Below are 23,307 nucleotides of genomic sequence, written 5' to 3' on the forward strand. Positions count from 1 at the left end.
AACCCTCACTCGGGACGGTGAACCGCCTTGGAATTCGGGCTCTTTGTACAGGGATACGTGGGCAAGCGCGCCGAGACCGACCCGCTCGCCGAGCACAAGGCACTGATGGAGGAGACCGAGTACGTCATCCAGGCGGACAAGTCCGGCTTCAAGTACGCCTGGGCCTCCGAGCACCACTTCCTGGAGGAGTACTCGCACCTCTCCGCCAACGACGTCTTCCTCGGCTACCTCGCCCACGCCACCGAACGCATCCACCTCGGCTCCGGCATCTTCAACCCCCTCGCCCAGGTCAACCACCCCGTGAAGGTCGCCGAGAAGGTCGCCATGCTCGACCACCTCAGCGAGGGCCGCTTCGAGTTCGGCAGCGGGCGCGGCGCCGGCTCGCACGAGATCCTCGGGTTCCTCCCGGGCATCACCGACATGAACTACACCAAGGAGATCTGGGAAGAGACCATCGCCGAGTTCCCCAAGATGTGGCTCCAGGACGAGTACGCGGGCTTCCAGGGCAAGCACTGGCAGCTCCCGCCGAGGAAGGTCCTGCCCAAGCCGTACGGCAAGTCCCACCCCGCGATGTGGTACGCCGCCGGGTCCCCGCCCTCGTACGCCATGGCCGCGAAGAAGGGGCTCGGCGTCCTCGGCTTCAGCATCCAGAAGGTCTCCGACATGGAGTGGGTGCTGGAGCAGTACAAGACGGCCGTCGTCGACGCGGAGCCCGTCGGGGACTTCGTCAACGACAACGTCATGGTGACGACGACCGCGATCTGCGCGCCGACGCACGACGAGGCGATCGAGATCGCGGTCAACGGGGGGCTGCACTACCTGCCGTCGCTGGTCTTCCGGTACCACGACACGTTTCCTCGTCCCGAGGGGTTCCCGGTGTGGCCGGAGACGCTGCCGCAGTACACGCCGGAGTTCGTGGAGCTGCTCATCGAGGAGGAGCTGCTGATCTGCGGGGATCCTGACGAGGTGTTGCGGCAGTGCAAGAGGTGGGAGCAGGCCGGGGCGGATCAGTTGTCGTTCGGGTTGCCTGTAGGGGTGCCGAAGGAGGAGACGTTGCAGACGATTCGGTTGATCGGGGAGAAGGTTATTCCGGAGATCGATACGGATCCTGTGCATCGGACGTCCCGGTTCCGGGCGGCTGTGTGAGCACCGTTGCGGGGTGCGGGTGCGTTGTGGCTTGTCGCGCCCACGCGGCGGAGCCGCTCATCAGACACAGACCCGCGCCCCTTCAAGTCGGCCTTCGCACCGGAGTTGAGAGGGAGCTCCATGCTTGATCACCTCATCAGGGGCGTCACTGTCGTGGACGGCACCGGGACTACCCGCTACACCGCCGACGTCGGCATACGCGATGGCAGGATCGCCGCCATAGGGGAGATCGATGAGGACTCGCGGACCAGTGAGGACGCCCGTGGGCTCGTGCTCGCGCCCGGGTTCGTCGATCCGCATACGCATTACGACGCGCAGCTCTTCTGGGATCCGTATGCCACCCCCTCGCTCAATCACGGGGTGACCACGGTGGCCGCCGGAAACTGCGGGTTCACGCTGGCGCCGCTCAACCCGTCCCGGCCGGAGGACGCTGACTACACGCGGCGGATGCTGGCCCGGGTGGAGGGGATGTCGCTGGTGGCGCTGGAGGAGGGGGCGCCGTGGAGCTGGCGGTCGTTCGGGGAGTATCTGGACGCCCTGGAGGGGCGGATCGCCGTCAACGCCGGGTTCATGGTGGGGCACTGTGCGCTGCGACGGTATGTGATGGGCGAGGAGGCGGTGGGCGGGCAGCCCAGCGAGGAGCAGCTCGGGGAGATGCTGGGCCTGCTGCACGAGGCGATGGACGCCGGGGCCTGGGGGCTGTCCACCACCCAGTCGAGCACGCACGCGGACGGGGACGGGCGGCCCGTGGCCTCGCGGCATGCCCGGCCCGAGGAGCTGCTGGCGCTGTCGAGGGCCGTCGGGGAGCACGAGGGGACGCAGATCGAGGCGATCGTCGCCGGCTGTCTGGACCAGTTCAGCGACGACGAGATCGATCTGCTGGTGGAGATGAGCGTGGCGGCCGGGCGGCCGCTGAACTGGAACGTGCTGACCGTCGACGCCGCCGTACCGGAGCGGGTGCCCCGGCAGCTGAGCGCGAGTGAGCGGGCCCGGAAGGCCGGGGGCCGGGTGGTGGCGCTCACCATGCCGATCCTGACGCCGATGAACATGTCGCTCGGCACGTTCTGCGCGCTGAACCTCATTCCGGGCTGGGGCGAGGTGCTCGGGCTGCCCGTGCCCGAGCGGATCGCCCGCCTGCGGGACCCCGAGGTGCGGGCGGAGATGCTGCGCCGGGCCCGGTCCAAGGAGGCCGGGGTCTTCCGGCGGCTCGCGGACTTCGGGCGGTACGTCATCGGGGACACCTACAGCGAGGCCAACCAGGGGCTGACCGGCCGGGTGGTGCGGGACATCGCCGCCGAGCGCGGGCAGGACCCGTTCGCCTGCCTGGTGGAGATCTGCGCGGCCGACGACCTGCGCACGGTGCTGTGGCCGATGCCGACCGACAACGACCCCGGATCGTGGGCGCTGCGCGCCGAGACCTGGCAGCACGAGGACGTGCTCCTCGGCGGCTCCGACGCCGGCGCGCATCTGGACCGGATGTGCGGGGCGCCGTACACCACGCGGTTCCTCGGGGACTGTCTGCGCGGCCGGAGGCTGGTGGGGCCGGAACAGGCGGTGAAGATGCTGACGGACGACCCGGCGCGGCTGTTCGGGCTGCGTGAGCGCGGCCGGATCCAGGAGGGCTGGCATGCCGATCTGGTGCTGTTCGACCCGGAGCGGATCGACGCCGGCCAGGCCACCCTGGTGCACGACCTGCCGGGCGACAGCCCCCGGCTGGACGCGAAGGCGCTCGGCGTGCGGGCCGTCTGGGTCAACGGGGTCGAGGCGATCCGGGACGACGTGGTGAGCGGGGCCGTGCCGGGCCGCGTGCTGCGCTCGGGCCGCGACACCAGGACGGTGAGCACCAGGTGAGAGAGGACCGGAGCGACGGGCAGCGGCTGTTCGTCGGCGGGGAGTGGGTGGAGCCGGACGCCGGGCACTACGCGGTGACGGACCCGGCGACCGAGGAGACCGTCGGCTGGGCGCCCGAGGCCTCACCGGAGCAGGCACGGACGGCGTGCGCGGCGGCCCGGGAGGCGTTCGAGGACTGGTCGCGGACCCGGCCGGAGGAGCGGGCCGCGCTCCTGGGCCGGGCGGCGCGGATCATCCGCGAGAACCTGGTGCCGTACGCCGACCTCGCGCGCGCGGAGACCGGCGCGACGACCGGGACCGCGCGGGCGATGCAGGTCGGGGTGGCCGCGGCCCGGTTCCGCCGGTACGCCACCGTGGAGCCCGTCGAGTGGGCGATCGCGCCGCAGATCAACGAGGCCGGTCCGATGGGGCGGGCCGCGGTGATGGGCGCGCTGGCGGTACGGCAGCCCGTCGGTGTGGTCACCTGCGTCACCTCGTACAACAACCCGTGGGCCAACCCGGCCGGGAAGATGGCCCCGGCGCTGGCGATGGGCAACACGGTGGTGGTGAAGCCCGCCCCGCAGGACCCGCTGTCCGTGTACCGGATGGCCGAGGCGCTGGAGGCGGCCGGGGTGCCGCCGGGCGTCGTGAACGTCGTCTCCGCGCGGTCCGTGGCGGTCGGGGAGGCGGTGGTCGCGTCGGACGACGTCGACATGGTCAGCTTCACCGGGTCCACGGCCGTGGGGCGGCGCATCGCCGAGGTGTGCGGGCGGGACATGCGCCGCCAGCTGATGGAGCTGGGCGGCAAGGGCGCGGCCCTGGTCTTCGACGACGCCGACCTCGCCTCGGCGGTCGCCGGCATCGGCACGACGTTCTCCTTCTACAGCGGCCAGATCTGCACGGCCCCGACCCGGGTGCTGGCCCAACGGGGAATCTACGACCGCCTTGTCGACCAACTCGCGGCATACGCAGGCCGGTTGAAGGTCGGCGACCCCGGGGCTGCGGACACGGTCGTCGGACCGGTGATCTCACATGAGCACCGGGCGCGCGTGGAGTCCTACGTCGAACTCGGGCGGAAGGAGGGCGCGACGGTGGTGGCCGGCGGCGAACGGCCGCCGCTGGACCGGGGCTTCTACGTGGCGCCGACCCTGCTGGCCGACTGCGCCAACGACATGCGGGTGGCCCGCGAGGAGATCTTCGGGCCGGTCGTCGCGGTGATCCCCTTCGACGAGGAGGACGAGGGAGTGGCCCTCGCCAACGACAGCGACTACGGCCTCATCGACTACGTCTGGTCCGGCGACGTCGCCCGCGCCTTCCGCGTCGCCCGCCGCCTGCGCGCCGGCGGCGTCGGCATCAACACCGTCGGCCGCAACATGGAGGCACCCTTCGGCGGCTTCAAGAAGAGCGGAGTAGGCCGAGACGTGGGCTCCTACGCCCTGCACGCGTACAGCGAGGTCCAGTCGCTGGTGTGGCCGGGCTGAGCTGTTGAACGAGGCTCGGCGCCGCCAACCAAGGGGCGCGGGGCTTGTGTCGATGTGCGGCTCCGCCGCGTGGGCGCGACAAGCCACAACGAGCCCGCACCCGGCACTGAACAGACCCCCCCGAGCTCGACCCCGCCCCGGCCGACCCGGCGGAAGCCCAACCGTATGCTCAAGGGATGACGACCTCCGTGACCTCCGGAACCGGGCCGAGTGAGAACTCCATGCGTCGTGCCCTGAAGCGGGCCCGGGACGGTGTCGCCCTCGATGTGTCCGAGGCGGCCGTGCTGCTCCAGGCCCGCGGCGAGGCCCTGACCGACCTGGCCGCGTCGGCCGCGCGGGTGCGGGACGCCGGCCTGGAGGAGGCCGGCCGGCCCGGCGTCATCACCTACTCCAAGAGCGTGTTCGTCCCGCTCACCCGGCTGTGCCGGGACAAGTGCCACTACTGCACGTTCGTCACCGTCCCCGGCAAACTGAAGCGAGCCGGCCACGGGATGTTCATGTCCCCCGACGAGGTGCTGGACATCGCCCGCAAGGGCGCCCGGCTCGGCTGCAAGGAAGCCCTCATCACCCTCGGCGACAAGCCCGAGGACCGCTGGCCGGAAGCGCGCGAGTGGCTGCACGCGCACGGCTACGACGACACCATCGCCTACGTCCGCGCCGTCTCCATCCGCATCCTGGAGGAGACCGGCCTGCTGCCGCACCTCAACCCGGGCGTGCTGACCTGGACCGACTTCCAGCGGCTCAAGCCCGTCGCCCCGTCCATGGGCATGATGCTGGAGACGACGGCGACCCGCCTGTGGTCGGAGCCCGGCGGGCCCCACCACGGCTCCCCCGACAAGGAACCGGCCGTCCGGCTGCGGGTGCTGGAGGACGCCGGACGCTCCTCGGTGCCGTTCACCTCCGGTCTGCTCATCGGCATCGGCGAGACGTACGAGGAGCGCGCCGAGTCCCTGTTCGCGCTCCGCAAGGTCGCCCGCGCCCACCACGGCATCCAGGAACTGATCATCCAGAACTTCCGCGCCAAGCCGGACACTGCGATGCGCGGCATGCCCGACGCCGAACTCGACGAACTGGTCGCCACGGTCGCCGTCGCCCGGCACATCATGGGCCCCAGCGCCTGCCTCCAGGCCCCGCCCAACCTCGTCGACGGAGAGTACGCCCGCCTCATCGGCGCCGGCATCGACGACTGGGGCGGCGTGTCCCCCCTCACCATCGACCACGTCAACCCCGAGCGGCCGTGGCCACGGATCGAACAACTCGCCGCCCAGTCGGCCGCCGTCGGCTTCGAACTGCGCGAACGCCTCTGTGTGTACCCGGAGTTGGTCCGCCGCGGCGAACCCTGGCTCGACCCGCGCCTGCGCCCGCACGTGGACGCCCTCGCCGACCCGGAGACGGGACTGGCGCGCGAGGACGCCGTGGTCGAGGGCCACCCCTGGCAGGAACCGGAGGAGGCGTTCGTCCCCTCCGGCCGCACCGACCTGCACCGCACCATCGACACCGAGGGCCGTACGACCGACCGGCGGGACGACTTCGACGAGGTGTACGGCGACTGGGACGCCCTGCGCGAGGCGGCGGCGCCCGGCATGGTCCCGGAACGCATCGACACCGACGTACGGCAGGCGCTGCGCACGGCCGCCGACGACCCGACCCGGCTCACCGACGCCGAGGCGCTCGCCCTGCTGCACGCGGACGGCCCGGCGCTGGACGCGCTGTGCCAAGTGGCGGACGACGTACGGAAGTCGGCGGTCGGTGACGACGTCACCTACATCGTGACCCGCAACATCAACTTCACGAACGTCTGCTACACCGGCTGCCGGTTCTGCGCCTTCGCCCAGCGCCGCACGGACGCGGACGCCTACACGCTCTCCCTGGAGCAGGTCGCCGACCGCGCCCAGCAGGCGTGGGACGTCGGCGCGGTCGAGGTGTGCATGCAGGGCGGTATCCACCCCGACCTGCCGGGGACGGCGTACTTCGACATCGCGCGCGCGGTGAAGGAACGCGTCCCCGGGATGCATGTGCACGCCTTCTCCCCGATGGAGGTCGTCAACGGCGCGACCCGGACGGGCATGCCGATCCGGGAGTGGCTGGCCGCGGCGAAGGAGGCCGGCCTGGACTCCGTCCCGGGCACGGCGGCGGAGATCCTGGACGACGAGGTCCGCTGGGTGCTGACCAAGGGCAAACTGCCGACGGCCACCTGGACCGAGGTGATCGAGACGGCCCACGAGCTGGGCATCCGCTCCTCCTCGACGATGATGTACGGCCACGTCGACCAGCCCCGCCACTGGCTGGGCCACCTGCGCACCCTGGCCGGCATCCAGGAGCGCACCGGCGGTTTCACCGAGTTCGTGACGCTGCCGTTCATCCACACCAACGCCCCGGTGTACCTGGCCGGGATCGCCCGCCCGGGCCCCACCACCCGGGACAACCGGGCGGTGACGGCGATGGCCCGCCTCCTCCTGCACCCGCACATCCCCAACATCCAGACAAGCTGGGTCAAACTGGGCACGGAGGGGGCGGCGGAGATGCTCCGCTCCGGGGCGAACGATCTGGGCGGCACGCTGATGGAGGAGACGATCTCCCGCATGGCGGGCTCCTCCTACGGCTCGTACAAGTCGGTCCGCGACCTGGTCGCCGTGGCGGAGGCGGCCGGCCGCCCGGCGCGGCCCCGCACCACGCTGTACGGCGAGGTCCCCGAGGAGCGCCGGCGGGCGGCCGAGGCGTCCGACGGCCACCTGCCGGAACTGCTGCCGGTCCTGGACTGAGCAGCCCGCCTGTCCGGGACCGAGTGCGCCCGTCCTGGACTGAGCCCCGGCCCGGAACCGCGGCCGTACCGCCGGACTGAGTACGATGATCCGACCCCCGTGCTGAGGGGACCCGTAGCGGAGGAGATGCGTACCCGTGCCTGCCCGACTGCCCTCCTGGGTCTGGGTCTCCGGCCTGACGGCGGGGGCCACCGCGGCCGTCGTCGCCCTCGCCGTGCAGGCGGACAACGGCCCGCATCCCACGGCCGCGGTGAGCAAGCCCCGCCCCTCGGCGTCCGCGCCGGCGTCCCACAAGCCGTCCGGCCATCCCAAGCCGTCCCTGCCCGCGCTGCCGGACCTGTCCGGTACCGGCCGCCGGATCGTCTACTCGGTCGCCCTGGACCGGGTGTGGCTGGTGGACGCGACGGGCAGGACGATGCGCACGTTCAAGGTGTGGCCGGGCACGGTCGACCCCAGTCCCGGCCGCTACTCGGTGCTGTACCGCAAGGACGCCACCACCGGCTCGGACGGCGTCTCCGTCGAGCACATCCTGTACTTCACCGCGCGGTCCGGCGTGAACATAGGCTTCTCCAACGCCGTCGACGGCTCCTCGCCGCCGCCCGCCAAGGGCAAGCCGACCGGCGGCATCCGCCTGGGCAAGAAGGACGGCGCCGCCCTGTGGGCCTTCGGCGACACCGGGACCCGGGTGACGGTCGTCAAATAGCGTCCCGCCGGCTCACCGGCAACTGGTCGACGATCAGGACGACCCCGCTCATCAGGAAGATCCGGGTGGCCGCCTGCAGCCCGTTCCAGTCCTTCGACTGCCACATCGCGAACCACTCCCCGCCGATCGCGACGAACCCGGCGCCGAACAGCAGCATCAGCATCAGCAGGCCGTACGTGGAGACGCGCCGGGCCAGGTCGTACGACCGCCGGGCCCACAGGCAGGTGCCCGCGACGAGCACCAGCGCCGCCACCGACTCCCACACGATGATCGCGACGTAGGCGGCGTCCTGCACCCCCGTGTCCGTGATCGCCCGCCCCATCAGGTCGTCGTCCTTGAACGTCGTGTCCATCGCCAGCACATGCCGGACGAACGCCTGGTTCGTTCCGAAATCGGTGATGTTCCCGATGGCGACGAGTGTGATGTACAGCGCGAGCACGCCGGTGAGCACGCCGGCGGCGAGCGGCAGGGCGGTACGCGGCGCGGGCGTGGTGGCGGGGGCCGGGGTCTGGGTCATGGCTTGTTGCTGCCCGCCGGGTCGGGATTCTGACGTCGGGATCACGCCAGTCTCGGGCGGGATCCGGGCCCGGCGCGATAACGGGAAATGAGCGATCCCTGCGGAATTGCCCACCTGAACGGGCCGTTCCCGGTCGATTACAGTGCTGAGCGTCGTACGGGTGCACGGTCCGGGAGGAGGTTCGCGTGAGTGGCACGTCCGGCGCTGTCTGGGGCCGCGCCGAGCAGCAGGACTTCCGCAGCCGGGTGCGGGGCGCCCTGCTCGGCGCGGCCGTCGGGGACGCCCTCGGCGGACCGGCCGACGCGCTCGACCTGGAGGAGATCCGGGCCGCCTACGGCGCGGAGGGCCTCCTCGACCTCGCCTTCGCCCACGGCCGGCGCGGCGCCGTCACCCACCACACCCAGCTCACCCTGTTCACCGTGGACGGGCTGATCCGGGCCCAGGTGCGCCGCGACACCGGCGCCTGGCACCCGCCGACCGATCTGCACCGGGCGTACCGGCGGTGGGCGGCGACCCAGCGGGACTGGGGCCCCGACGAGCGGCGCGAGGACGACGGCTGGCTCGCCCGCGAGGAGTGGCTCTACGCCCGCCGCGACCCGAGCCGGGCGCTGCTCATCGGCTTCGGTGACGAGGTCATGGGCACGCTGGAGGCGCCCAAGAACCCGGGTGAGCTGGGGCCGGAGGCCGTCGCCCGGTCCGCGCCCTTCGGGCTGCTGGTCGGCTGGGAGCCGGAACTGGTGGCCCAGCTGGCCGTGGAGTGCGCGGCGCAGACGCACGGGCATCCGCTGGCCTACCTGTCGGCGGGCGCGTACGCCGTGATCATGCACGCGCTGGCGCGCGGGGAGAGCCTGGACGCCGCCGTGCAGCGGTCACTGGCGCTGCTCGCCGCCCGGCCCGGGCACCAGCCGGTGTCGGACGCGCTCCAGCACGCGCTGGGTGCGGTACGGCAGGGGATGCCGAGCCCCGCCCGGGTGGAGGAGCTGGCCGGCGACGGTACCGCTGACGGGCTACTGGCGGCGTCCGTGTACTGCGCGCTGGTGGGGGAGGACGTACGGCACGGGCTGTGCCTCGCGGTGAACCAGGGTGGGCCCTCCGCGGCGGCGGGTGCGCTCACCGGGGGGCTGCTGGGTGCCCTGCACGGCGAGACGGCCCTCCCGCCGGCGTGGCTCGCCGAGCTGGAAGGCCGCCCGACGATCCTCGAACTCGCCGACGACTTCGCCATGGAAATGACCCAGGGCCCGGCCCTGCACGGCCCGGCGGGCTCCTCCCCGGGCTGGCTGGCTCGGTACCCCCGGGCATAGCCCCGCCGGACGGGGCCGGGCACGGCCTCACTCACCGGCGCTGCGGCGGGCCGGGCCTGGATCCGCTCACCCGCGCTTACAGCGTGCCCCCGCGCCCACCCGTGCCGCCCTGCGGCACGCCTGCCCGCGGCGAGAAGGGGCCAGCCGCAAAGCCGCCGGGACTAACAGCGCCCCGTAAGGGGCGCGGGGAACTGCGCGACAAGCCACAGCGCACCCGCACTCGGCAAGGCGCCGGCACTCACTCGCGCACCCGCACCCGGCGACGGACCCTCAGCTCAACGGCGCCGCGCCCTCGCTCACCCCCGCCGCCGCCGCCACCGCCACCGCATCCCCGTCCGTGTTGACCTTCTCGATGACCGCCAGCCGCGCAGGCGTGTCCTCGGGCTTCACGTAGCCGATCAGGATGTACAGGATCAGGGAGACGGCCAGCGGGACGGACACCTGGTACTCCAGCGGGACGCCCCCGTCGACCTGCCAGTTGATGGGGTAGTTGACGAGCCAGAAGGCCAGCAGCCCCAGCCCCCAACTGGTGAGCGCGGCCGTGGGCCCGGACCGGCGGAACGGCCGCAGCAGACCCAGCATCATCGGGATCGCGATCGGCCCCATCAGACCGGCCACCCACTTGATGACCACCGTGATGATGTCCTTGAACGTGGGGGAGTCGACCTGCGTCGCCACCGCCATCGACAGCGCCAGGAACAGCACCGTCGTCACGCGCGCGGCGACCAGCCCGGACCGCTCGCCCCACGCCCGCGCCCGCCGCGACATCACCGGCGCCACGTCCCGCGTGAACACCGCCGCGATCGCGTTGGCGTCGGAGGAGCACATGGCCATGGTGTGCGAGAAGAACCCGACGACGACCAGCCCCAACAGCCCGTGCGGCAGCAGCTGTTCGGTCATCAGCGCGTAGGAGTCGGAGCCGTCCGGCTTGGCCGCGTGGACCAGCAGCGGGGACACCCACATCGGGAAGAACAGGACGACCGGCCAGACCAGCCACAGCACCGCCGACAGCCGGGCTCCGCGCTCCGCCTCCCGGGCGCTGCCCGTCGCCATGTAGCGCTGGGCCTGGTTGAGCATGCCGCCGTTGTACTCGAACAGCTTGATGAAGAGGAAGGCGAGCAGGAACACCGTGCCGTAGGGCCCGATCAGCGGCTTGCCGTGGCCGTGCAGGGCGGGCTCGTCCCACGCGCCGAAGAAGCCGATGTGCTTGTCGTTCAGCTTCAGCACGACCGCGACGAACATCGACACACCGGCCAGCAACTGGATGACGAACTGCCCCAGTTCGGTCAGCGCGTCCGCCCACAGGCCGCCGATCGTGCAGTACACGGCGGTGATCACACCGGTGATGAGGATGCCCTGGTTCAGCGAGATTCCGGTGAACACCGACAACAGGGTCGATATCGCGGCCCACTTGGCGCCGACGTCCACGATCTTCAGCAGCATCCCGGACCAGGCGAGCGCCTGCTGCGTGGTCAGGTCGTACCGGTTCTTGAGGTATTCGAGCGGCGACGCCACGTGCAGCCGTGAGCGCAGCCGGTTGATGCGCGGCGCGAACAGCCTGGAGCCGATGGCGACGCCGACGGCGATGGGGAGGGACCAGGTGACGAACGATGTGACACCGTAGGTGTAGGCGATGCCCGCGTACCCGGTGAACATCACCGCGCTGTAGCCCGACATGTGGTGCGAGATGCCGGAGAGCCACCACGGCATCTTGCCGCCGGCCGTGAAGAAGTCGCTGACATCGTCCACGCGCTTGTGCGACCAGACACCGATCGCGACCATCACACCGAAATAGCCGATCAGCACGGCCCAGTCGAGACTGTTCATGTGCCCGATCGTGGGTCTCGGCACATGAACACGACAAGCAAGAGTAGAGTCAAGTGACGGTAAAATCGTTCTGAGAGATGATCCTCGTTCATATACAGGAACGAGCGCAGTGTCTGCCCCGCACCCTCACCGCATCAGCTCCCCCGCGTTGACCAGCAACGACTGCCCCGTCACGGCCCGCGCCCGGTCCGACGCCAGGAACACCGCCGCGTCCGCCACATCCCCGTCCGTCGCCAGCTCCGGCAGTGCCATCCGCTCCGTCAGCCGCCCCAGCACCTCCGCCTCCGGCACCCCCTCCGTCTGCGCGGTGAACCGCACGAACGCCTGCACCGGCGGCCCCCACATCCAGCCCGGCAGCACCGTGTTCACGCGGATCCGGTACGGCCCCAGCTCCCGCGCCAGCGAGTACATCGCGCTCGTCAGCGCCCCCTTCGACGCCGCGTACGCGGCCTGACGCACCTGCGAGGGCGCCGCGACGGCCGACTGCGTCCCGATGAACACCACCGACCCGCCCCCGCCCTCCTTCAGTGCCGGCAGACAGGCCCGCGTCATCCGCAGCGTCCCCAGCAGGTTCACGTCGATGACCGACTGCCAGGTCGCGAAGTCCGCGTCCTCGACCCCGCCGAAGTAGGAGTCCCACGCCGCCACCTGTACCAGCGCGTCGATCCCGCCGAACCGCTCCCGGGCCAGCGCGGCCAGCGCCCCGCACTGCCCCTCGTCGGTGATGTCCGTCGCCCGGTACGCCGTACGCGCGCCGCCCGGATCGATCTCGGCCGCGCTCTTCGCGAGGTTCGCCTCGGTGCGCGCCCCCAGCACCGCGTTCCCGCCGTCCCGTACGACCGCCGCCGCCACCTGGTGACCCAGCCCGGCCCCGACCCCGGAGACGACGACGGTCTTGCCCGTGAGCAGTGACATGGAGTGCGGTGACATGGGACCTCCCGAACCCTGGCGCTTCATCTGACGGAGCGTCAGAGTATGGGCGAGCGCAGGAAAGGGGAACCGCATGAGCGACGACACCCGCAGCGAGCTGTACGCCGACCTGGCCGCCGTCGGCCCGTACGGCGTCCGCCCCGGACACGCCCTGATCACCCTGGTCGAACCGCACCCGGGCCACGAGTACGCGTACAACCGCTGGTACGAGGACGACCACTACTACGCCGGCGCGATGGCCATGCCCTGGATGTACGCCGGCCGCCGCTGGGTCGCCACCCGCGAACTCCAGCTCCTGCGCTACCCGGAGAAGTCCGCGGTCGCCCAGCCCGTCACGACCGGCTGCTACCTCTCCACGTACTGGATCACCGCCGGCCGCTACGACGACCACATGAAGTGGACGGTGGCCATCAACAAGCGCCTCAACCGGGACGCCCGCGTCTACCACGATCGCACCCACGTCTTCACCGCGTTCCAGGACCACGCGCTGACCGTCTACCGCGACGGCGCGGCCGGCCCCCGGGACAACCACGCCCTCGACCACCCCTACGCGGGCCTGGTGCTGGAGGTCGTCGACACCGAGTCCGCCGAGCAGCGCGACCGGCTCCTGCGGTGGCTGCACACCCGCCACCTCCCGGCGCGCCTGGCGGGCTCCCCGGCTGCCATGGCGACCGTCTTCCGCCCCACCCCCCTGCCCGGCGACCGCATGACCTACGTCAAACAGGTCGAGGGCGTCGGCACCCGGCTGACCCTGCTGTGGTTCCTGGAGAGCGACCCGAGGGAGTGCTGGGAGGAGCACTTCACCGGCCTGGACGGCGAGCTGGCCGCCACCGGCCTCGGCACGCTCCAGCTCATGGCCCCGTTCGTCCCGACCGTCCCGGGCACGGACCGGTACGTGACGGAGCTGCGCGGCTGAGCCGCGCGGCTCGGAGCGGATCCTGCTACTTCAGCTCGTCGGGACACGGTGTGCCCCGGTGCAGCTGGTACGGCGCGGCCAGCCGGTACGTCCCCGCCTTCGGCGCGAGCAGCATCGTCCACTTGTCGCCCTTGGCGTCCTCGGGCGTCTCGGCCAGACATCCGTTGACGTTGACGTACGTGTTCCCCTGCACCCGCTGCGGCGGCTTCAGGCTCTTGCCGTGCTCGTCGACGATGCTGAGCCACGGCGAGTACGGGATCCGGATCAGGATCCGCCCCGGCTTGCGCACGTCCAGTGTCATCTCGCCCTGCTCGGCCCGGTCCACCACCGTGTCGGGCTCGGCGAGCGGCGTCGGGTCGGTCACCTGGAACAGCTGCCAGTTGGCGTCGCCCCAGACCTGCTTCAGATACGGCATCCCGCGCTGCACCAGCGCCCGCTCGCGCTGGGCGCCGGTCGGGTCCGGCTCGCCCTTGGGCAGCACCACGAAGTGCACGGCCCAGCGCTGGAGCCACTCGTGGTAGTTCGCCGAGTTGAGGGTGTCGTCGTAGAAGAGGGGGTTGCGCTCCATGTCGGCCTGCCGGTTCCAGCCGCGGGCCAGGTTGACGTACGGCGCGAGCGCGGAGGCCTCGCGGTGCGAGCGCGCCGGGACCACCTCGACGCGCCCCCGCTCGGCGCCGCTCTTCTGCAGCTCGTGGACCAGCGGTGCCAGCTCCCGGGCCCAGGAGGCGGCCGGGGCGGAGTGGATGATGTCGTCGACGGACTTCACGCCGATCCAGCCGACGAAGCCCCAGAAGGCCAGCACGGCCACGTACCACTTGCGCGAGCGCGGCACCGTGTACGGCAGCACCGCGATCAGCGTCGCGCCCGCGAACAGCATCGGCAGCCGGGAGATGTTCGTGCCGATCTGGGAGCTGATCAGCCACACCAGGACGACGCCCACGCTGTAGACGGCGGCCGTCCACCGTACGGTGACCCATTCCTTCGGTACGAGGAACAGGCACAGCAGGCCGTACAGCAGCGGCAGGATCACCGAGCCGATCGTCATCGGCTGGGTGCCCGAGAACGGGAACAGCCACCACGACACGGCGACCACCGCAGCCGGGGCGAGACCCAGCGACCATGCGCCCGGCCGTCGCTTCTGCAGGAACAGGGCCACCGCGACCAGACCCACGAACAGCCCCGCGACCGGCGAGGCCATGGTGGCGAGCGCGGCCAGCGGGGCGGCGACCAGGCCCTTCGCCCAGCGCTTGTACCGCCACCGGTGCGGCCAGCAGAACACGGCGGCGACCGAGCCGAGGGCGAACATCGTGCCCAGGCCGAAGGTCACACGGCCGGACAGGGCGTTGCAGAGGAAGCCGAAGACGCCGGCGAGCGAGGCCCACAGGGGGTTCTTCACCGGTCGGCAGCGGATCAGGATCAGCGTCAGCAGGCCCGCCGAGACGGTCCCGGCGATCATCATCGTCGTACGGACACCGAGGAGCGACATCAGGTACGGGGAGACGACGCTGTACGACACCGGGTGCATGCCGCCGTACCAGGCGAGGTTGTACGCCGAGTCCGGGTGCCGGCCGACGAACTCCGCCCAGGCGTCCTGGGCGGCGAGGTCCCCGCCGCTGTTCGCGAACGTGAAGAACCAGACGATGTGCAGGACGCCCGACAGGGCGGTGACGGACAGCGCGGGGTGCACCAGCATCCGGCGGCGGAGGGGTTCGAGGGCGGCGAGGAACCGGGCACGCCTGCCCGGGCCCGGACGGGCGCCGTCCCCGGCGCCGGCGGTGACGCCTGCCGTGGCGGTCGGCGTGGCGCCGGGCCGGTCGGCGGTCCGGACCGTGGTCTGATGCGTGGTCCGGGCCGTGGTCCGGTCCGTGGTCCGGTTCTCGGCCGTGCGGGCGCCTGTGCCCGCGTCCCTGTCCGCGTCAGGCGCGGACAGGCTTATTCGCGGGCCGGATCCCGGGCCCGGTTCGGCGTCGTCGGCGCGTGTCGGCTCCGCTGTGGCCACCTGAAGGCACTCCCCGTGTCCCGTCTTCTGTTCTCGGCCGGGTTCCTCGGTGTTCCCGGCCGCTTCATGTCCAGTTCGCGGCCCTGTCCCCCCGACCGGCGAGCTGCCCCGATTCGTGACGCTAGCACGCACCCCGCCGCGGGGCTCCGTCGGCGGGGTGCGGTGGGGGCGGACCGGGCGGTCAGCCCAGGCGGGTCAGCTTGGCCGGGAAGCCCGGCTCGGTCAGGTCCTTCTCCAGGGCCACCGGCACCTGCACGGCACCGGCCGAGCCGTCGCCCACGGTGAGGTGGCCCACCTTGGTCCCGGCCTTCGCGGTGTGCGGCACGTCACCGGCGGTGAAGGACAGCTTCACCTTCAGGCCCGCCCAGCCGGCCGCGCTCACGTCCTGGGTGGCGACGACGGGCGTCCGGCCCCCGACACCGTCGTCCACGTACCCGACGACGGTGCCCTTCTTGATGATCGTCGCCGACTTCAGGGCGCCCTGCCCGGCCCGGATCAGCTTGTCCGCCGCGTTCGTCGCGCCCACGAGGATGGAGTGGTGCACCGGGTCCGGGGGCTGGCGCAGCACGGCGCCGATGACGGTCCGGGTCTCGCCGCCGACCTGCTGCTTCGCCGCGAAGACCAGGTTGCCCTGGGCGGAGGTGGTGGTGCCGGTCTTGATGCCGACGACGTTGTTCCGGCCGACCAGCGTGTTCCAGTTGGAGTGGTTGACGCCCTTGTAGTCGTCGTACGACATCATCGCCGCGACCTCGCGGAAGGCGGGCTCGGTCATCGCGGTCTTGGCCAGCTTCACCTGGTCCACGGCCGTGCTGACCGTGGTGTTCGTCAGACCGGACGGGTCGGTGTACGTCGTGTTGGTCATGCCCAGGTCCTTGGCGGTGGCGTTCATCTTCGCCACGAACGCCTTCTCGGAGTGGGCGTCCCAGCGGGCGAGGAGGCGGGCCACGTTGTTCGCGGACGCGATGAGGATGCCCTCCAGAGCCTCGCGCTCGCTGATCTGGTCACCGGCGGTGACGTGGACCGTGGACTCCTGACCCGCCTCCGACTGGTCCTCGGCCGCCTGGTCGATCTTGATCATCGGGCCCTTCGCGCCGCTCTTGAGCGGGTGGTCGCGCAGGATGATGTACGCGGTCATGACCTTGGCGACGCTGGCGATCGGCACGGGCTTCTGCGTGCCGGACGAGCCGAAGCTGCCGATGCCCTGGACGTCGAGCGCGGCCTGTCCCGTGTCCGGCCAGGGGATGTCGGGCTTGCTGCCGTCGAAGGTGTAGCTGTCCTCGGCGGTGAGGTCGAGGGTGGGCTGCGGCAGCGGGCGGAGGGTCTGTACGACCGCGAAGATGATCGCCAGGAGGAGGACCAGGGGGGTCCAGATCTTGATCCGGCGGACGATCGTGCGGACCGGGGTCTCCGGGGGCGGCGGCGTGTTCGTCAGCTCGGCCAGGAGGTCGAGCGGGGGCTTCGGGGGCAGCGGCTGCTGGGTCGTGCGCTCCGGGCCCACGTGGGGGGTGGGGGTGGTGGGGGCGGGGATGTCCGGCTTCAGCTCGACGAACTTGGAGGGGGCGCCGAGTTTGAGCATCGTCGTCGGCTGGTCGGGCTGGGGCTTCTTGGGGCGGAGGGTCTGGAAGACGGCGGTCGGCTGGTCGATCCCGTCCCGGGGGGTCGGGGGGGCCGCGGGTCCCTGCGGGGCGTCCGCCGGTTGCGCCTCGGCTTCGCCTTCGGCGTCCTCGTTCTCGCCCGCACCACCCGTGCGGGTCTCGTCGTCGGCTGACGGTGGCCCCTGTGGGGTGTCCTCGCCGTCGGCGGCTTGCGGGGCGTCGTCCGCCGGTTGCGCGTCGGCTTCGCCTTCGGCGTCCTCGTTCTCGCCCGCACCACCCGTGCGGGTCTCGTCGTCGGCTGACCGTGGCCCCTGTGGGGCGTCCTCGCCGTCGGCGGCGTGCGGGGCGTCGTCCGCCGGTGCCGCCTCGGCTTCGCCTTCGGCGTCCTCGTTCCCGCCCGCACCACCCGTGCGGGTCTCGTCGTCGGCTGACGGTGGCCCCTGTGGGGCGTCCTCGCCGTCGGCGGCGTGCGGGGCGTCGTCGTCCTCCGGTTCCGGCTTTGTGTCCGGGGTCGCGGGCTCCGCGGGGGCCTTCTCGGTCTCGTCCTCCTTGGCTGCCTCCGCGGAAGCGGGCTCGGCCTCGTCGGTCGTTTCCTCAGCGGCAGCGTCCTGCTTCGCGGAGCTGCGGACCCAGGCCGAGACTGCCTCGCGGAGGTCGGCGTCGTCGTCGGCGGACTTGGTGTCGCGGATCGAGAGGATCTTCGTCGAGGTGTCCGGGGTGCCCTCGGCGGAGTCCCGTTCGCGGGACACCGCCAGCCGGGGATCACGTGCCTCGGGAACCGATGGCCCGCTCCCCGGCGTCGGTTCTGCCGACGACTCGCGCTGCTTCGACCTGTCGGGGGACTCGCCCGCCACCGATGCCTCCTCCACCGCACGCCCCTGCGTGCGCGTCTGACCAACCGACCCACCGGACAGCACCGCACCGCCACTGTCCGAACCATGTACCAGTGTCCTGTGTGCGGGCTTGTCCCACGCGGTAGACGAGAACGACATACCTACCGGTTCCACTACGAACCGGTCACGCACCCTCGACAGATGAATGTGAGAGGGGTCACCCTGTCATTCATCCACGCGGGGAGGCATGGATGGGCAGGAGCCGCAGAACAATTCCGGAGGAGCTTCTGTTGCTCGCACTGGACCCGACCACGGGTACCACTGCGCAGCCGCAGTCGCTCGACCTCGGTCTGGCCGGAGCACAGCTAGTGGAGCTGGCGCTGGCCGGACGGATAGCCCCAGACGGGGATCGTATCGCCGTGGTGGTGCCACGGCCGACAGGAGATCCGACCCTGGACTGCGCGTTGGAGCTGCTGCGAAGGCGCGGCGCTCCGGTACGGGCCGTCCACTGGATCGGCGGGCCCCGGCTGGGGCTCCGGCAGACCTATCTGTCGCATCTGGAGCGGTGCGGCATGGTGCACGCCGTGGCCGGCCAGATGTGCGGGGTGCTGCCGACGACGCGCTACCAGGCGACGGACAACGCCATCAGCCGGGAGATCAGGGCCCGGCTGGACTCGGCGATCCGCACCGGCGTGCCGCCGGACCCGCGGACCGCGGCGCTGGCCGCGCTCGCGCACGCCGTCGGGCTCGGCAAGCACCTGTACCCGGGGAACGAGGGACGCTCGTCCCGCTCCCGGCTGCGGGACCTCATCCGGCACGACCCGATGGGCGGGCTGGTCGCGCACGCCGTGATGGACGTGCAGAACGGCGCCGGTGCCCAGACACGCCGAGGCGCCGCCTCGGCGGGCCGCCCGGCAGGGCCCGGCGGCCGCACCGCCGAACCCGCGCGCGGGGTGCCGATGCAGCCGCACCGGGGGTCGTCGCCCATAGCGGCCCGCGTCGTGGCCCACTGAGCGGCCCGGCCCCAGGCCCGCACCGCAGCCGTCCGTTCGAGCGGGGCGGCGGGACACGCATGGTCCCGCCGCCCCGCTCGACCGCGCCCGCACCCGGGGCCGACCGGGAACATCCGTGCCCGAACTGACGCGTACGCGCCGCATATCCACCGTTTCCCAGCGGTAGGAAGCACCTTGGTGGCAGTCTGCTCAACAGCAGATACGGAAAGTGTCAAGACAGCCATGCAGCCGGAGGTGCACGTCCCGTGGCGTCCAATGTCAACCCCACCGTCAGGCGACGCCGGCTGGGCCAGGAGCTGCGCAGGCTCCGCGAGCTCAAGGGCATGACGGCCGAGGAAGTGGCGGAACGACTGCTGGTGTCGCAGTCGAAGATCAGTCGGCTGGAGAACGGCCGCAGAAGCATCAGCCAGCGCGATGTGCGCGACCTGTGCGGGGTGTACGAGGTCGAGGACCAGCGGATCGTCGACTCCCTGATGGAGATGGCGCGCGACTCCCGGCAACAGGGCTGGTGGCACGCGTTCGGCGACATCCCGTACAGCGTCTACATCGGCCTGGAGACGGACGCGGAGTCCCTGCGGGTGTACGAACCGCAGCTGGTGACCGGCCTGTTGCAGACCAAGGCGTACGCGGAGGCCCTGGTGCAGGGCGCGTTGCCGGAGACGTCGGCGGCCGACATCGAGAAGCGCGTCAACGTGCGCATGCGCCGACAGGAACGTATCACCGCCGAGAACAACCCCCTTCGGCTCTGGGTCGTGCTCGACGAGGCCGCGCTGCGCCGCATCGTCGGCAGCAAGCTGGTGATGCGCGAGCAGCTGGAGCACCTCATCGAGATGTCCCAGCTGCCCCATGTCACCGTGCAGGTGCTGCCGTTCGAGGTGGGCGCGCATCCCGGGCTCAACGGGCAGTACGCGATCCTGGAGTTCTCCGACGCGGCCGACTCCAGCGTGGTCTACCTGGAGGGCGTCACCAGCGACCTGTACCTGGAGAAGGCGCAGGACGTGCAGAAGTACGCCGTGATGTACGAGCACTTGCGGGCACAGTCCCTCAATGTGGAGCAATCCCGGCAATACATCGCGAGGGTGGCCAAAGAGTACGCCGAGTAGGAGCGGTAAGGGTCCTGGGGCGTGTGGCGCCGGATCGTACACTGGCGTATCGCTCCCACGGAAGGCTCACCTGGAATATGCCATCCAGTTGAGTGAACGACTACTCCAGCGGAGGAAGTTGCCCGGTAGCGTCGATCACGCCAATCAGCCGACACGGTTGGCGTGAATCGCACCACCGCAACTCGCAACAGGAGTGGACATGGCACTGCTTCAGGGCGCCACCGAGACGTGGACGAAGTCCTCCTACTCCGCAGGGAACGGAGCCTGCGTCGAGGTCAAGTCGCCCACCACGGCTGAACTCGCCGTACGCGACTCCAAGGTCCCCCAGGGTCCGAACCTGGCCTTCCCGGCCGACGCCTGGAACGCCTTCGTGACCTCGGTCAAGGCCTAGGGGGCTCTCCCTGACCCACCGCCGTAGACACGCAGGACCGACAACTGCACCACAACCGCACAGGCATCACCCCAGAGCCCTCTCGACCAGTCGCCGTCCTTGCCGAGAGGGCTCCGGCGTTGCCGCCGGTACTCCGCTACTTCGTCCGCTTCACCGGGAACGCCACGTCACACACCGAGTCCTCGGCCCCCGCCGACGTCCAGTCGGCGAAGTAGACCTCCCGGCACGGACCGTCGTACTCCAGGCCCTCCCCGCCCATCCACTGCTCCACCGCCTCGAACGCGGCGAGGATCTGCGGCTGCGCCACCTGCGCCTTGGTGATCCGGGTGTACGCCAGCCTGCGCGCCGGCTCCACCCGCACCCTGGCCCCCCGCGGCCCCCCGTGCCGCTCCACCCAGGCGCGCGCCGCCGCCTCGTCCGCCACGGGCACGCACGACTCGGCGGGCCCGTCGCTCTCCATCGATACCTCGGAGTGGTAGACGACGAACGGCGGCCCGGCCATGCCCCCGCACTCCCGCGCGGCCTCCTCCAGCCGCCCCAGCGACGCGTCGATCCACGCGGGCAACTCGTCCGCCAGCGTGTGCCGCGACTCGCTGATCACCACCTGCGCCGGTACGTCCACCGTCTCGACCACGAACTCGCCGTACATCTCGGGGCTCCTCCCTGACAGTCGTCCACGGAGGTACGCGGCGAGCGCACGCTGCCCGGCCACCCTGGCCTCCACGTCCGCCCAGTAGGCGGCGAGCAGGCGGGCGGCCTCGGGGCCCCCTAGGCCCTGTCGTCAAATTCCCGCCTGCCCCGCGACGCCATGCACGCACTCTCGCCGCGCCGGGCCCTGACCCAAGTACGTCCAGTACGAGGATCAGGGCCCGGCGCGCCGAGAGCACGCACCTGACGCCGCGGGGCCCGCCCTCCGGGCGGACGGCGGGAATTTGACGACAGGACCTAGGCCGCGACCACCTCGGCGATCCGGGCGAGCGGCATGTCCAGCTGCCGCAGCAGAGCCACGAGCCGGGCACGCGCCACCTGGCCGGCGCGGTAGTAGCGGTAGCCGCTGGCCGCGTCGACGTGCGCGGGCGCCAGCAGACCGAGCCGGTCGTACAGCCGCAGGGCCTTGGCCGACAGCCGGGCCCGCGCCGCGAACGCGCCGATGGTGAGCAGGTCCTCGTCCACCGTGTCATCCTCCGTCACCGGACGGTTCCGCCGCCCGGTGACGAGAACGCTCGGCCCTGACCCAGGGACAAGGTCAACCGGCCGGCCGTCAGCCCGCCGGGTCAGCCGAGCTGGGCCTCGATCGCCGTGACGATTTCGGCGGACTCCGGTTCGGTCTGCGGGGAGAACCGGGCGACGACCGTGCCGTCGCGGCCGATCAGGAACTTCTCGAAGTTCCAGCGGATGTCCCCGCTGTGCCCCTCGGCGTCGGCGAACCCGACGAGCCGCCGGTACAGCTCGTGCCGGCCCTCGCCGTTCACCTCGGCCTTCTCGGTCAGCGGGAACGTCACGCCGTACGTCGCCGAACAGAACTCGGCGATCTCCTCGGCGCCGCCCGGCTCCTGCCCGGCGAACTGGTTGCAGGGGACGCCGAGCACGGTGAAGCCCTTCGCGGCGTAGCGGGCCTGGAGCTTCTCCAGGCCCGTGTACTGGGGGGTGAGGCCGCACTTGGACGCGACGTTCACGAGGAGGATCGCCTGGCCGGCGTATTGGGCGAGGTCTGCCGGGCCGCCCTGGAGGGAGTTGATCTGGACTCCGTCCAGGACGGGGGTGTTGTGGTCGGTGTGGTCGGTGTTCGTCATGTGCGGATGGTAGGCGCAGTGGGGTGGGGGCCGGTGCGGTGGCTCTTCGGCTGCGGCGCCGTTGTGGCTGGTCGCGCCCACGCGGCGGAGCCGCACATCGATACAGCCCCGCGCCCCTTGGGCGCGGATCAGCTGGCGTCTGTTGCAGGGTGCTCGGGGGAGAGGGCCGGAGTCTCCTCGGCCGGTGGCAGGGCCTCTGTGGCGATCTTGGTCAGGGCTTCCATCGCCGCGGTCATCGGGGTCTTCGTGCTGGTCGGCTCCGCGGGCTTGTCCAGGTTCTCCAGGTCGGCGTCGATGCGCTTTGTGGCGCGGTCGAAGTAGCGGAGGAGTTCTACGGGGAAGGGCATCACGAGGGTGGAGTTCTTCTCGGCGGCCACCTCGACGACGGTCTGGAGCAGCCTGAGCTGCATCGCCTCGGGGGAGTCGGACATGATCCGCGAGGCGTTGGCGAGCTGCTGCGCCGCCTGGAACTCGCCGTCGGCGGTGATGACGCGCGCCCGCCGCTCCCGTTCCGCCTCCGCCTGCCGGGACATGGACCGCTTCAGCGACTCGGGCAGCTGGACGTCCTTGATCTCGACGCGGTCGATGTGGACGCCCCACCCGGCGGCCGGGCTGTCGATCATCAGGGCGAGTCCCTCGTGCAGCCGCTCCCGGTCGGTCAGCAGGTCGTCCAGGTCGCTCTTGCCGATGATGGACCGCAGGGAGGACTGGGCGACCTGGCCGACGGCGAAGACGTAGTCCTGCACCTCGATGGCGGCGCGGGCCGGGTCGGTCACCCGGAAGTAGACGACGGCGTCGACCTTCACGGACACGTTGTCCTTGGTGATGCCCTCCTGCGTGGGCACCGGCATGGTCATCACCTGGGTGTTGACCTTGCGCATCCGGTCGGCGAACGGAATGAGGAAGGTGATGCCCGGCTGCCGGTAGCCCGGCAGCGCCTTGCCCCACCGGAACACGACCCCGCGCTCGACCTGGTTCACGACCCGCATCCCGCTCCGCAGCACGAGCAGCACGAGTACGGCCGCGATCACGACTGCGATGACAGCGCCTTCCATGGCACTCCATTCTCCAACGCGATGTCGGTCCGGTTCCGGACCGGCTCCGGACCCGCTTCTGACGGGTTCCGGACAAGGAGAAGGACACCGGCGCGGGGGCTTTGGATGCGAG

At 71.3% G+C, this 23,307-nt stretch carries 17 protein-coding genes and 2 pseudogenes; 10 read left to right on the plus strand and 9 right to left on the minus strand.

Features of this window, described 5'->3' with window-relative positions:
* Positions 1–27: 27 nt before the first annotated feature.
* The 5 genes from DBP14_RS19880 (at position 28) to DBP14_RS19900 (ending at position 7,922) form a co-directional block, all read left to right on the plus strand.
* Entirely contained in the window at positions 28–1,146 is a 1,119-nt protein-coding gene (locus DBP14_RS19880; RefSeq protein WP_129308512.1) for an LLM class flavin-dependent oxidoreductase, read from the plus strand.
* Positions 1,147–1,266: 120 nt separating this feature from the next.
* Positions 1,267–2,997 carry a D-aminoacylase gene (locus DBP14_RS19885; protein ID WP_129308513.1) on the plus strand — a complete coding sequence of 577 codons (1,731 nt, stop codon included), beginning with the start codon at positions 1,267–1,269 and terminating at the stop codon, positions 2,995–2,997.
* Entirely contained in the window at positions 2,994–4,457 is a 1,464-nt protein-coding gene (locus tag DBP14_RS19890; RefSeq protein ID WP_241740979.1) for an aldehyde dehydrogenase family protein, read from the plus strand. Before DBP14_RS19885 ends, DBP14_RS19890 begins: the two co-directional genes overlap by 4 nt.
* A 176-nt stretch (positions 4,458–4,633) precedes the next feature.
* Positions 4,634–7,219, plus strand: coding sequence for a bifunctional FO biosynthesis protein CofGH (locus tag DBP14_RS19895; protein WP_129308514.1), 2,586 nt, complete (start codon positions 4,634–4,636; stop codon positions 7,217–7,219).
* Positions 7,220–7,355: 136 nt separating this feature from the next.
* A complete protein-coding gene (locus tag DBP14_RS19900) occupies positions 7,356–7,922 on the plus strand; it encodes a hypothetical protein (protein WP_129308515.1) in 567 nt (188 codons plus the stop codon).
* Here the strand turns inward: DBP14_RS19900 and DBP14_RS19905 are convergent.
* Positions 7,915–8,439: a DUF2165 domain-containing protein gene (locus DBP14_RS19905; protein ID WP_129308516.1), complete on the minus strand. Its 525-nt coding sequence runs from the start codon at positions 8,437–8,439 to the stop codon at positions 7,915–7,917. The genes DBP14_RS19900 and DBP14_RS19905 overlap by 8 nt on opposite strands.
* Positions 8,440–8,624: 185 nt before the next feature.
* Between DBP14_RS19905 and DBP14_RS19910 the strand changes: the two genes are divergently transcribed.
* Positions 8,625–9,740: an ADP-ribosylglycohydrolase family protein gene (locus tag DBP14_RS19910; RefSeq protein WP_129308517.1), complete on the plus strand. Its 1,116-nt coding sequence runs from the start codon at positions 8,625–8,627 to the stop codon at positions 9,738–9,740.
* Positions 9,741–10,010: 270 nt separating this feature from the next.
* Here DBP14_RS19910 and DBP14_RS19915 read toward each other — a convergent pair whose 3' ends face one another.
* Positions 10,011–11,567, minus strand: coding sequence for a sodium:solute symporter family protein (locus tag DBP14_RS19915; RefSeq protein ID WP_129308518.1), 1,557 nt, complete (start codon positions 11,565–11,567; stop codon positions 10,011–10,013).
* A 126-nt stretch (positions 11,568–11,693) separates the two neighbouring features.
* Entirely contained in the window at positions 11,694–12,482 is a 789-nt protein-coding gene (locus tag DBP14_RS19920; RefSeq protein ID WP_129311974.1) for an SDR family oxidoreductase, read from the minus strand.
* A gap of 88 nt (positions 12,483–12,570) precedes the next feature.
* Here DBP14_RS19920 and DBP14_RS19925 point away from each other — a divergent pair, with 88 nt between their 5' ends.
* Positions 12,571–13,413 carry a hypothetical protein gene (locus DBP14_RS19925; protein WP_129308519.1) on the plus strand — a complete coding sequence of 281 codons (843 nt, stop codon included), beginning with the start codon at positions 12,571–12,573 and terminating at the stop codon, positions 13,411–13,413.
* A 25-nt stretch (positions 13,414–13,438) separates the two neighbouring features.
* Here the strand turns inward: DBP14_RS19925 and DBP14_RS19930 are convergent, their stop codons facing one another.
* Positions 13,439–15,412: an MFS transporter gene (locus DBP14_RS19930; protein WP_206739308.1), complete on the minus strand. Its 1,974-nt coding sequence runs from the start codon at positions 15,410–15,412 to the stop codon at positions 13,439–13,441.
* A 181-nt stretch (positions 15,413–15,593) separates the two neighbouring features.
* A complete protein-coding gene (locus tag DBP14_RS19935) occupies positions 15,594–17,861 on the minus strand; it encodes a D-alanyl-D-alanine carboxypeptidase (protein WP_164992528.1) in 2,268 nt (755 codons plus the stop codon).
* A 230-nt stretch (positions 17,862–18,091) separates the two neighbouring features.
* Here DBP14_RS19935 and DBP14_RS19940 point away from each other — a divergent pair, with 230 nt between their 5' ends.
* The 3 genes from DBP14_RS19940 (at position 18,092) to DBP14_RS19950 (ending at position 20,347) form a co-directional block, all read left to right on the plus strand.
* On the plus strand, positions 18,092–18,853 hold the full coding sequence (locus DBP14_RS19940) for a GPP34 family phosphoprotein (RefSeq protein WP_129308521.1): 762 nt from the start codon (positions 18,092–18,094) through the stop codon (positions 18,851–18,853).
* A 245-nt stretch (positions 18,854–19,098) separates the two neighbouring features.
* Positions 19,099–19,956 carry a helix-turn-helix transcriptional regulator gene (locus DBP14_RS19945; protein ID WP_129308522.1) on the plus strand — a complete coding sequence of 286 codons (858 nt, stop codon included), beginning with the start codon at positions 19,099–19,101 and terminating at the stop codon, positions 19,954–19,956.
* A 199-nt stretch (positions 19,957–20,155) separates the two neighbouring features.
* Entirely contained in the window at positions 20,156–20,347 is a 192-nt protein-coding gene (locus DBP14_RS19950; protein WP_129308523.1) for a DUF397 domain-containing protein, read from the plus strand.
* Positions 20,348–20,483: 136 nt separating this feature from the next.
* Here DBP14_RS19950 and DBP14_RS19955 read toward each other — a convergent pair.
* The 4 genes and pseudogenes from DBP14_RS19955 to DBP14_RS19975 form a co-directional block, all read right to left on the minus strand.
* Positions 20,484–21,104: pseudogene (locus DBP14_RS19955) on the minus strand (GyrI-like domain-containing protein); the annotation flags it as partial.
* A 191-nt stretch (positions 21,105–21,295) separates the two neighbouring features.
* A pseudogene (locus DBP14_RS19965) lies at positions 21,296–21,538 on the minus strand (MerR family transcriptional regulator); the annotation flags it as partial.
* A gap of 83 nt (positions 21,539–21,621) precedes the next feature.
* Positions 21,622–22,140 (minus strand): glutathione peroxidase, encoded by a 519-nt coding sequence (locus DBP14_RS19970; RefSeq protein WP_129308524.1) that lies wholly within the window; start codon positions 22,138–22,140, stop codon positions 21,622–21,624.
* 128 nt (positions 22,141–22,268) lie between these two features.
* Entirely contained in the window at positions 22,269–23,195 is a 927-nt protein-coding gene (locus tag DBP14_RS19975) for a slipin family protein (protein WP_129308525.1), read from the minus strand.
* Positions 23,196–23,307 lie beyond the last annotated feature (112 nt).

The sequence above is a fragment of the Streptomyces sp. L2 genome (assembly GCF_004124325.1).
GTDB lineage: Bacteria > Actinomycetota > Actinomycetes > Streptomycetales > Streptomycetaceae > Streptomyces.